The organism is Streptomyces sp. NPDC054847 (assembly GCF_053610925.1).
The window spans coordinates 1-3,241 of sequence record NZ_JBSGZJ010000619.1 but is presented as its reverse complement, the minus strand read 5'-3'; the positions used below and the strand labels follow the sequence as shown (position 1 = coordinate 3,241).

Below are 3,241 nucleotides of genomic sequence, written 5' to 3'. Positions count from 1 at the left end.
GATCCCGGGGATCACGTCAGGCGATGTCGAACCGGTCGAGGTTCATGACCTTGTCCCACGCTGCGACGAAGTCGTTCACGAACTTCTCCTTCGCGTCGTCGCTCGCGTACACCTCCGCGAGCGCGCGCAGCTCGGAGTTCGAGCCGAAGACGAGGTCGGCACGGCTGCCGGCCCACTTCACCTCGCCCGTGGCGGCGTCGCGGCCCTCGAAGGTCGTCTGGTCCTCGGAGGTCGCCTTCCACGTCGTGCCCAGGTCGAGCAGGTTGACGAAGAAGTCGTTCGTCAGCGTCCCGGGCGTCGTGGTGAGGACGCCGAGCTGCGACTGCTGGTGATTCGCGCCCAGCACACGCAGGCCACCGACGAGGACGGTCATCTCGGGGGCGCTGAGGCTGAGCAGATTCGCCCTGTCGAGCAGCAGGTACTCGGCCGGCAGGCGGTTGCCCTTGCCGAGGTAGTTGCGGAACCCGTCGGCGGTCGGCTCGAGCGCGGCGAACGACTCCGCGTCGGTCTGCTCCTGCGAGGCGTCCACCCGGCCGGGCGTGAAGGGCACCTCGACCGGGAAACCGGCCTCCTTGGCGGCCCGCTCGACGGCCGCGACGCCACCGAGCACGATCAGGTCGGCCAGGGAGACCTTCTTGGCGCCGGAGTTGAACTCCTGCTGGATCCCCTCAAGGGTGCGCAGCACCGTGGCGAGCTGGTCGGGGTCGTTGACCTCCCACGTGCGCTGCGGCTCCAGGCGGATGCGGGCGCCGTTGGCACCGCCGCGCTTGTCGCTGGCGCGGAACGTCGAGGCCGACGCCCACGCGGTGGACACCAGCTGAGAGACGGACAGCCCCGAGTCGAGGAGCTTGGCCTTGAGGGCCGCGATGTCCTCGGCGTCGACGGCCTCGCCCTCGGCCTCGGGCAGCGGGTCCTGCCACAGCAGGGTCTCCTCCGGGACCTCCGGGCCGAGGTACAGCGACTTCGGGCCCATGTCACGGTGGGTCAGCTTGTACCAGGCGCGGGCGAAGGCGTCCGCGAACTGGTCGGGGTTCTCCAGGAAGCGACGCGAGATCTGCTCGTAGACCGGGTCGAATCGGAGCGCGAGGTCCGTCGTCAGCATCTGCGGGGCGTGGGTCTTCGACGCGTCGTGCGCGTCGGGGACCGTGCCTGCCCCGGCACCGTCCTTCGGCCGCCACTGGTGGGCGCCGGCGGGGCTCTTGGTCAGCTCCCACTCGTAGCCGAAGAGGATCTCGAAGAAGCTGTTGTCCCAGGTGGTCGGGGTGTTCGTCCACGTCACCTCGAGACCGCTGGTGATCGTGTCGCCGCCCTTGCCGGTGCCGTAGGTGTTCTTCCAGCCGAGGCCCTGCTCCTCCAGCGAGGCGGCCTCGGGGTCGTCGCCGACGTTGTCCGCCGGGCCCGCGCCGTGGGTCTTGCCGAAGGTGTGACCGCCCGCGATCAGGGCGACGGTCTCCTCGTCGTTCATTGCCATCCGGCGGAACGTCTCACGGATGTCACGGGCCGCGGCGAGCGGGTCCGGGTTGCCGTTGGGGCCCTCAGGATTGACGTAGATGAGGCCCATCTGGACCGCGCCGAGGGGGTTCTCCAGCTCACGGTCGCCGGTGTAGCGCCGGTCGTCGAGCCAGGTGGTCTCGGGACCCCAGTACACGTCCTCCTCGGGCTCCCAGACGTCCTCACGGCCGCCGCCGAAGCCGAAGGTCTCGAAGCCCATCTGCTCCAGTGCGACGTTGCCCGTGAGGATCATGAGGTCGGCCCAGGAGATGGACTGGCCGTACTTCTTCTTGACCGGCCACAGCAGTCGGCGGGCCTTGTCGAGGTTGGCGTTGTCCGGCCAGCTGTTGAGCGGCGCGAAGCGCTGCTGACCGGCCCCGGCGCCGCCGCGGCCGTCGCTGATCCGGTAGGTGCCCGCGCTGTGCCAGGCCATACGGATCATCAGCGGGCCGTAGTTGCCGAAGTCGGCGGGCCACCAGTCCTGCGAGGTGGTCAGCACCTCGGCGATGTCCTGCTTCACGGCCGCGAGGTCGAGATTCCTGAACGCCTCGGCGTAGTCGAACTCCTCACCGAGCGGGTTCGCCACGGCCGGGTTCTTGGCGAGGATCTTCAAGTTGAGCCGCTCCGACCACCACTGGCGGTTTCCGCCGCCCTGGGTCGGGTGCGGGGCGCGCCCGTGCGCTACCGGGCAGCCGCCGCCTTGGCCCTCCGTCTTCGGGTCTGTGACGATTGCATCCGGGTTCTCGGACATGGGAATCCTTTCGGGCGGAGCGGGATCGTGGTGCTGGTGAAGTGCCGGCGGCGGAAGGTCGGGCACATGTGTCCCTGTGAAGGGGCCGGACTGCCGGGACGGCACGGCAGCGCGGCGCGACATGAAAGGCCGTCAGCCGCGGTCCGGCAGCACTCTGCGGCTGCTCGGCGGTGGTCCCGTCATGTCTCAGTCTCCTGCCGTAACCGGAGGTGCCGGCTCCCTTGGCTGATGCCGGAACCGATCCTACGATGGACGCTGTCCAGGTCAAGAAGTTTGCGCGTTTCATATCCCATCGGGTTCCGGACACCTGCCGGTAAACTACGGGTATTCCGCCAAGCCTGAATAGGTGAACCGATATGAGTGACCTGCTGGAACGGCTGCGAGGACGCGGCTGGCGGGTGACCTCCCAGCGGCGTGTCGTCGCGGAGGTCCTCGACGGCGACCACGTGCATCTCACCGCCGACGAGGTCCACGCCCGCGCGGCACGGCGACTGCCCGAGATCTCACGGGCGACCGTGTACAACACGCTGGGCGAACTGGTCTCCCTCGGTGAGGTACTGGAGGTCTCCACCGACGGGCGCGCCAAGCGCTACGACCCCAACGCGCACCGCCCGCACCAGCACCTGGTCTGCTCCCGCTGCGGCGCCATCCGCGACGTCCACCCCACCGGCGATCCGCTGGCGGACCTCCCGGCGGAGGAGCGGTTCGGGTTCACGGTGTCCGAGGTCGAGGTCACCTACCGGGGCGTGTGCCCCTCCTGCACCTGACCTTCGGCCTTCAACGGACGGACTCCCGGGCCGGCTTCCCCTGAACAGCCTGCGCGCGCCACCGTGTGGGGCGGTGGCGCGCGTGGGCGCCGGGTGCGGTCGGACCCGGAAGTGCCCGGTGGGTGAAGGGAGTTCCCCCGCCAGGACGGTGCGCGGGCCGCCGGTGTTCGTCCGTCGCCGCCGGCCGGGGGCGTCAGCGACCGGGCCGGCGCTCCACCTTGACCTCCAGGGG

Annotated in this window: 2 protein-coding genes; one reads left to right on the top strand and one right to left on the bottom strand. The window is 69.8% G+C overall.

Translation table 11 applies throughout. The features are described from left to right. Positions 1-16: 16 nt before the first annotated feature. Positions 17-2,242: a catalase/peroxidase HPI gene (gene katG / locus ACWGH4_RS33300; protein WP_453467424.1), complete on the bottom strand. Its 2,226-nt coding sequence runs from the start codon at positions 2,240-2,242 to the stop codon at positions 17-19. A gap of 356 nt (positions 2,243-2,598) precedes the next feature. Here katG and ACWGH4_RS33295 point away from each other — a divergent pair, with 356 nt between their 5' ends. Continuing rightward, a complete protein-coding gene (locus ACWGH4_RS33295) occupies positions 2,599-3,009 on the top strand; it encodes a Fur family transcriptional regulator (RefSeq protein WP_453467422.1) in 411 nt (136 codons plus the stop codon). The last annotated feature ends 232 nt before the right edge of the window (positions 3,010-3,241 follow it).